This window comes from Aldersonia kunmingensis, assembly GCF_001646865.1.
Classification (GTDB): domain Bacteria; phylum Actinomycetota; class Actinomycetes; order Mycobacteriales; family Mycobacteriaceae; genus Aldersonia; species Aldersonia kunmingensis.
This window is the reverse complement of record NZ_LRRB01000280.1, coordinates 1-6,105: the sequence shown is the minus strand read 5'-3', so window position 1 is coordinate 6,105 and position 6,105 is coordinate 1. Positions and strand designations below refer to the sequence as shown.

The 6,105-nt window shown below is 65.6% G+C and carries 5 protein-coding genes; 4 read left to right on the top strand and 1 reads right to left on the bottom strand.

From position 1 onward, the window contains the following. Window positions 1-572: 572 nt before the first annotated feature. Entirely contained in the window at window positions 573-1,298 is a 726-nt protein-coding gene (locus A8G08_RS22355) for a GntR family transcriptional regulator (protein ID WP_068278996.1), read from the bottom strand. Window positions 1,299-1,581: 283 nt separating this feature from the next. Between A8G08_RS22355 and A8G08_RS22350 the strand changes: the two genes are divergently transcribed. The 4 genes from A8G08_RS22350 to A8G08_RS22335 all read left to right on the top strand — a co-directional run. Further along, window positions 1,582-2,655 carry an LLM class flavin-dependent oxidoreductase gene (locus A8G08_RS22350; RefSeq protein WP_068278993.1) on the top strand — a complete coding sequence of 358 codons (1,074 nt, stop codon included), beginning with the start codon at window positions 1,582-1,584 and terminating at the stop codon, window positions 2,653-2,655. A gap of 69 nt (window positions 2,656-2,724) precedes the next feature. Continuing rightward, window positions 2,725-3,342, top strand: a complete 618-nt coding sequence (locus tag A8G08_RS22345) for a cysteine hydrolase family protein (protein WP_068279003.1) — start codon at window positions 2,725-2,727, stop codon at window positions 3,340-3,342. A gap of 37 nt (window positions 3,343-3,379) precedes the next feature. After that, a complete protein-coding gene (locus A8G08_RS22340) occupies window positions 3,380-4,489 on the top strand; it encodes an alcohol dehydrogenase catalytic domain-containing protein (RefSeq protein ID WP_068278990.1) in 1,110 nt (369 codons plus the stop codon). Window positions 4,490-4,701: 212 nt separating this feature from the next. After that, the coding region (locus tag A8G08_RS22335) for an FAD-dependent oxidoreductase (RefSeq protein WP_084436732.1) at window positions 4,702-6,105 on the top strand (1,404 nt) is incomplete at its 3' end.

The following is a 6,105-nucleotide window of genomic DNA, read 5'->3' as shown; positions in this document are numbered from 1 at the left end:
ATGTGGGATGGTCGGGCGTTGGTGCTGTGGTCCTGACGTCAATTCGGCTGTGGGACAGAATGTTACGTGGATGTCTGTCTGACCCCGAACGACCGCGCAGCAGCGCGTTCGAACCCGTGGCTGCGCGGGCAACGCGTGTACAGCGGTCCATGGACCGGACGAGCGTCGGACCGTATTGCCGACCCGCACCAGACGCGTCATCGCGCCACCGCCGAGAACCTCGTCCTCCTAAACCCTTCCATTCCGATGATTCTCATGGCGGGCGAGCTATGGGTTGTCGAGCGGGGCCCGTCCAGTCTGTCTGCAGCGGCGAACAGCAGCAACAGAGCGAACGGCGGGATGCTGCGCCTTGCCGGGTATGCCGTGGACCGTGGATCGTGAAAGACATTGTGAGACAACGTCCTTATTGGGTCCACAAACGGCTCGATGACATCCTGCAGGTGTTCACGCCGGTGCGGCCTGCTGCGATACAGCTGGCTCGACACCACGGACGGTGTCGGGTCAGCGTCAATCAGGCGAGGACCGCAGACCCCTCGATCTCAACCATCGGGCGGCCGTGAGAGGGCCATGTGTCAGGCTGATTCGCTTCGCCGTTCGCCGTCGATGATGTCGACGGTGCCGATGATGTGCTGGCGCATGGCTTCCCGGGCGCGGTCCTCGTCTTTGTCGGCGATGGCGGCGGCGATTTCTTCGTGGTCGCATTGCCGTTGGGGGAGTGCGCTGGAGAGTGGGTTGGCGATGCCGGCGGTGTTGATGAGGAAGTCGGACAGGTCCCACATGCGCTGGCTGGTTTCTTCCATGATTCGCGAGTGCGCCATGGAGTGGATGGTGGCGTGGAATTCACGGTTGTGAACCCGGTACCCGTGCGCTCGGGCGGTCGGGTCGGCCGAGTGGAGGAGGTCCTCGACCTGGGCAGAGATTCGTGCCAGCGCGGCGAGTTGGGCTTCGGTACGTCGGGCCGCGGCGACGGCGGCGATGGTGGCTTCGAAGTCGCTGAAGAGAAGGAAGAAGTCTTCGACTTCGCGGTGGCTGTAGCTGAGCACCTCGATGCCGGACTGGGGAATGATCGCCACCAGCCGGTCGGCCGCGAGGCGGCGAAGCGCGTCCATGACCGGCTGCTTGCTGACATCGAACTCGCGACGGATCTGCTCCACGACGATCCGCTCGCCGGCGGTGTAGGTGCCCTCGAGTAGCCGGCCCTTGAGCACGTCGTAGAGGACCGTGGACAGTCTCGCGCCGGAGAGCCTCGCTGTGGAGACGGCGGCGGTCTCGGCTGGGGTGCCGGGGGACGCGGGCATGTGCAGGGCTCCTTACTGGTCAGAGCAGCGACCTGGTGGTCCACGGTAGTGGCACGAGGTGCCCGAAGGCTGCGGCCGCGCCGGTGTCGAACACAACTAGCATTCTAGATACTTGTGGTCTCCATCACTATGAGCTACCGTCTACTAGAACGCTAGCATTCCAGTTCTGGTGGATGTGGCGTTGAGGAGCGCGATTCGCCTTCCCAGGGCGTGACCGTGGTCCGCGGCCACGCGAAGCCGCGTTGCGGGTGGCTGGTCGCCTCACACATCTGAAGGAGAAGTCATGCAATTCAGCGTCGGTACCTGCGCGAAGATCGATCAGGTCGCGATGGTGCGCCAGGCCGAGGATCTGGGCGTCACCCATTTCGGTGTGGGGGAGGGGCCCCTGCTGTTCAGCGATCCGTATCAGTTCCTGGCGCTGGCGTCGCAGCAGACCTCGACGATTCAGCTGGGGACCATGGTCACCAACCCGCTCACCCGGATTGCCCCGGTGACGGCGAACTCGATGGCCACGCTCAACGCGCTGGCCCCGGGGCGGACGTTCCTGGGTATCGGCACGGCGAACAACGCGCTGCGTTCGATGGGTAATCGCCCGGCGAAGATCAGCGAGCTGTCGCATGCCATCGAGGTGTCGCGCGAGTTGATGGCCGGCCGCCGCGTGGTGCACCGTTGGTTGGGCGAGGAGCGCGAGGTCGAGTTCCTGGACAAGGAGAGCGGCTTCTACAACGTCAACGACCACATCCCGATCTGGGTGGCGGCGGGCGGGCCGCGAGGCCTGGCCGAGGCCGCCAAGTATGCGGACGCGATCGTGTACTGCCTCGGACCGAACGTCGAGATGATCAAGCTGATCCGCAGCACTCTCGACAAGGCCGTGGCCGCGGCGGGGCGCGCACCGGGCTCGGTGAAGTTGGTGTCGCTGTCGTGGTTCTACCAACTCGACAACGGCGAAACCTGGGAGGACGGGGTCACCAACGGCTTCGGTTCCGGCCCGATCAGCTCGTGTATCACCAACTCCGGGTTGATGAATGAGCACCGCGACCTGCTCGGCGACTCTATTGTCGACGCCTCGATCACCGCCGCCCAGCAGTACCTCGGCGATCCGACCGCACCGGACCAGCCGCACTATCTCGATGTGTGGGCCAAGTACCTGCGCGGCCTGGACCCGCGCCACCGCCCGATCATCACCAAGGAACTCGTCGACTACTGGTGCCTCTACGGTTCGCCGGCCGAATTGCGGGAGAAGAGCGCGCTGATGCTCGAATCCGGCGTCGACATCCTGCAGGTGTTCCTGTCCAACCCGTTCACCGCCGTCCGCGACATCGACAACATCGGACGCTCCATCATCGCCCACGCCTGATCGAACACCGTCGGCGCACATCACGTATCCCGCACTATCGCAAAAGATTTCAGGAGTCTTCTCATGGCCATCGAACTCGATCCTCGTTCCACCGCGCTGATCGCCGTCCATCTGCAGGGCGACGTCGTCGGACCCGACGGCGCATTCAGCAATTTCTTCCACAACCAGGTCGTCGAGCGTGACGTGCTCGCCACGATTGCCTCGCTGGCGGGGACGTTCCGCGCGGCAGGCAGCCCGGTTGTGTACACCCGGGTGGCCTGGAAGCCCGACTTCTCCGATCTGCGCGTCAACTCACCCATCCTGGGCATCGTGGCGCAGTCGGGTTGCCTCAAGGACGGCAGCGAACTGGCCGCCATCGTCGAGCCGGTCGCCCCGGCCGAGGGCGACGTCGTGGTCACCCACACCCGTGTCGGCGGATTCCAGGACTCCGAACTCGACGCCGTACTCAAGCAGCGCGGCATCGACACCGTGTGCTTCGTCGGGGTTGCGACCAACTTCTCCGTCGAAGGCACCGCCCGCGTCGCCAGCGACCTGGGCTACCGCGTTGTCGTCGTCGAGGACGCCTGCTCGGCCGCTGATGAAGCCACGCACGCCGCGAGCATCAACTCCCTGAGCCTGCTCGCCGAGATCACCACCGCCGAGGCGATCACCGAAGCGCTCAATTCGACGACGACGGCCTCGGCCTGACCCATCACCGTCGCCTCACCAGGAAAGGTATTCATCGATGACCGAAACGATGCTGGCTGCCCGACTCCACGACCACAACGCGCCGATGCGGATCGAGTCGCTCCCGATACCCGAGCCGCGGGCCACCGACGTGGTGGTGGAAGTCAAGGCGTGCAACGTCGTTCCGAACCTGCGCAACGTGCTCGCCACCTATGCCGAGTGGTTCCCGTATCTGCCGTTGCCCAAGCTGCCGGCCGTGTTCGGCCTCGACGCCTCGGGCGTGGTGACGGCGGTGGGTAGCCAGGTCAGCGACGTCGCCGTCGGTGACCGCGTCTATGTGAACCCGGGACTGAGTTGCGGTGCCTGCCGTGCCTGCCGGCAGGGCGCAGACCAGAACTGCGACAGCTACACCTTCATGGGGTACTTCGCCTTCGGGGAGCGTGGGCAGCGCCTGTTCGATGCCTACCCCTTCGGTGGACTCAGCGAGTATTTGACTGCGCCGCAACGCAACCTGGTCAAGTTGCCCGACACCGTGTCCTTCGACGAGGGCGCCCGGTTCGGCTACCTCGGCACCGCCTACTCGGCGCTGCGCAAGGCGAACACCGGGCCGGGCAGCAGCGTGCTCATCGACGGCATCTCCGGGACCCTGGGACTGGGTGCCTGTCTCAACGCTCTCGCGCTGGGCGCCACCCGCATCTTCGGAACCGGGCGCAACCAGGAACTGCTCGACGACGTCAAAGCCATTGCACCCGAACGCATCTTCGTCACCAACGACCACGAGGGCGGGCTCGGCGACTGGGTGCGAAAGCACAACAACGGCGACGGTGTCGACGCCGTCATCGACTGCCTCGGTCCCGGCGCCCCGGTCGCCTCGTTCACCCGGGCGCTGAGCGCCCTGCGCCGAGGCGGCGTCGCAGTCGACATCGGCGGCATGATGGAACGCGTCGAAGTCGACATGTTCGCCATGATGTGCGCCCAGCAAAGCCTGCTCGGCAGCCTCTGGTTCAGCACCGCCGAAGCGCAGGAGATGGCCGAACTCGCCGGAGCCGGCGTCCTGGACCTGTCCGTACTCGAGCACCACCGGTTCCCGCTGGAGAAGATCAACGAAGCCTTGGACTCCCTGCCCGCGCGGCACGGCGGGTTCACCAACTTCCTCAGCATCCCCTAGCGGGTACGGGCCGGGTCCCCGATCCGGCCCTCTGCACAACCCCCGCAGAGGCTTGCACCACGACCATTGCCCCCGTATCGTCATAACTAACCGTCTAGCATGCTAGTTGCAACGGAGATCGAAATGGCACCACCTCCAGCATTGCCGCAGAGGCTGCAGACGATCGGCACGCAACGTCGCTCATCCACCCTTCCCACAGAGAAGTGATCGTCATGAACTCCCACAACCCTGTCCCGGCGGACGGTTTCGACACCGATGTGTTGGTCGTGGGCACGGGCCCCATGGGTTCGGCCACCGCCCTCGCGCTCGCCACGTACGGCGTTCGCGTGCACCTGGTCAACCGGTGGAACTGGCTGGCCAACACCCCCCGTGCCCACATCACCAATCAGCGTGCCGTCGAGGTGCTGCGTGACCTCGAAGTCGACAAGGAAGCCGAAAAATACGCCACCCCTTGGGAACTGATGGGCGACACCCTGTTCACCACCAGCCTCGCCGGCGAGGAGATCGCCCGGCTGCGCACGTGGGGCACCGGCGACGACCGCATCGGCGACTACGTCCAGCACAGCCCCTGCAGCCTGCTCGACATTCCACAGCTCTACATGGAACCGGTGCTGTTCAAGAACGCCGCCGAACGCGGGGCCACGTCAGCGTTCAACACCGACTACGTCTCCCACACCCAGGACGAGCACGGCGTCACCGTGCAGCTCATCGACAACATCTCCGGCCGCGAATACAGCATGCGCGCCCGCTACCTGGTCGGCGCGGACGGCGCCCGCTCGCAGGTCGCCGAGGACATCGGATTGCCGATCGAGGGTGAGATGGCCCGCGCGGCCACCGCCTACGTTCTCTTCCATGCCGACCTGAGCCGCTACGTCGAGCACCGCCCGAGCATCCTGCATTGGATCCTGACCCCGGGCGGCAGTTTCGGTGAGATCGGGATGGGGCTGCTGCGCGCGATCCGCCCCTGGGACACCTGGATCGCCGGCTGGGGCTTCGACATGGCCGAGGGTGAACCGACCTTCGAACCCGACGACGTTCTGGCCAAGGTCCGCACCCTCGTCGGTGACCCCGACCTGCAGGTCGAGGTGGAGTCGACATCGGTGTGGTACGTGAATCAGGCCGTCGCCACCACCTACTCGCAGGGTCGGGTCTTCTGTGGTGGCGATGCGGTGCACCGCCACCCGCCCAGCAGCGGCCTGGGATCGAACACCTGCATTCAGGACGGATTCAACCTGGCCTGGAAACTCGCCTTCGTCATCAACGGCTACGCCGAGCCCGCCCTACTCGACACCTACTCGCAGGAACGCCAGCCCGTCGGTGCCCAGATCGTCGCGCGCGCCAACCAGTCCCGCAAGGACTACGCGCCGCTCAACGCCTGCTTCGCGACCGAAGGAGCGAACGACCCCGTCGCGGCGGGGCTGGCGAAGGTGCGCGATACCGGCCCGCAGGGTGTTGCCGTGCGTGAAGCGCTCGCTGATGCGCTCGAGCTGAAGAACTACGAGTTCAACGCCCAAGGGGTCGAACTGAACCAGCGCTACGAATCGTCCGCTGTCCTCGCCGATCCCGACGCCGGCGAGGAACGATGGATCCGCGATCGGCAGCTGTACGTGCAGCCC

Excerpts from the sequence above, each read along its gene's own strand:
- A8G08_RS22340 (WP_068278990.1), top strand. The coding sequence starts at position 3,380 with ATGACCGAAACGATGCTGGCTGCCCGACTCCACGACCACAACGCGCCG.
- A8G08_RS22355 (WP_068278996.1), bottom strand. The coding sequence starts at position 1,298 with ATGCCCGCGTCCCCCGGCACCCCAGCCGAGACCGCCGCCGTCTCCACA.
- A8G08_RS22350 (WP_068278993.1), top strand. The coding sequence starts at position 1,582 with ATGCAATTCAGCGTCGGTACCTGCGCGAAGATCGATCAGGTCGCGATG.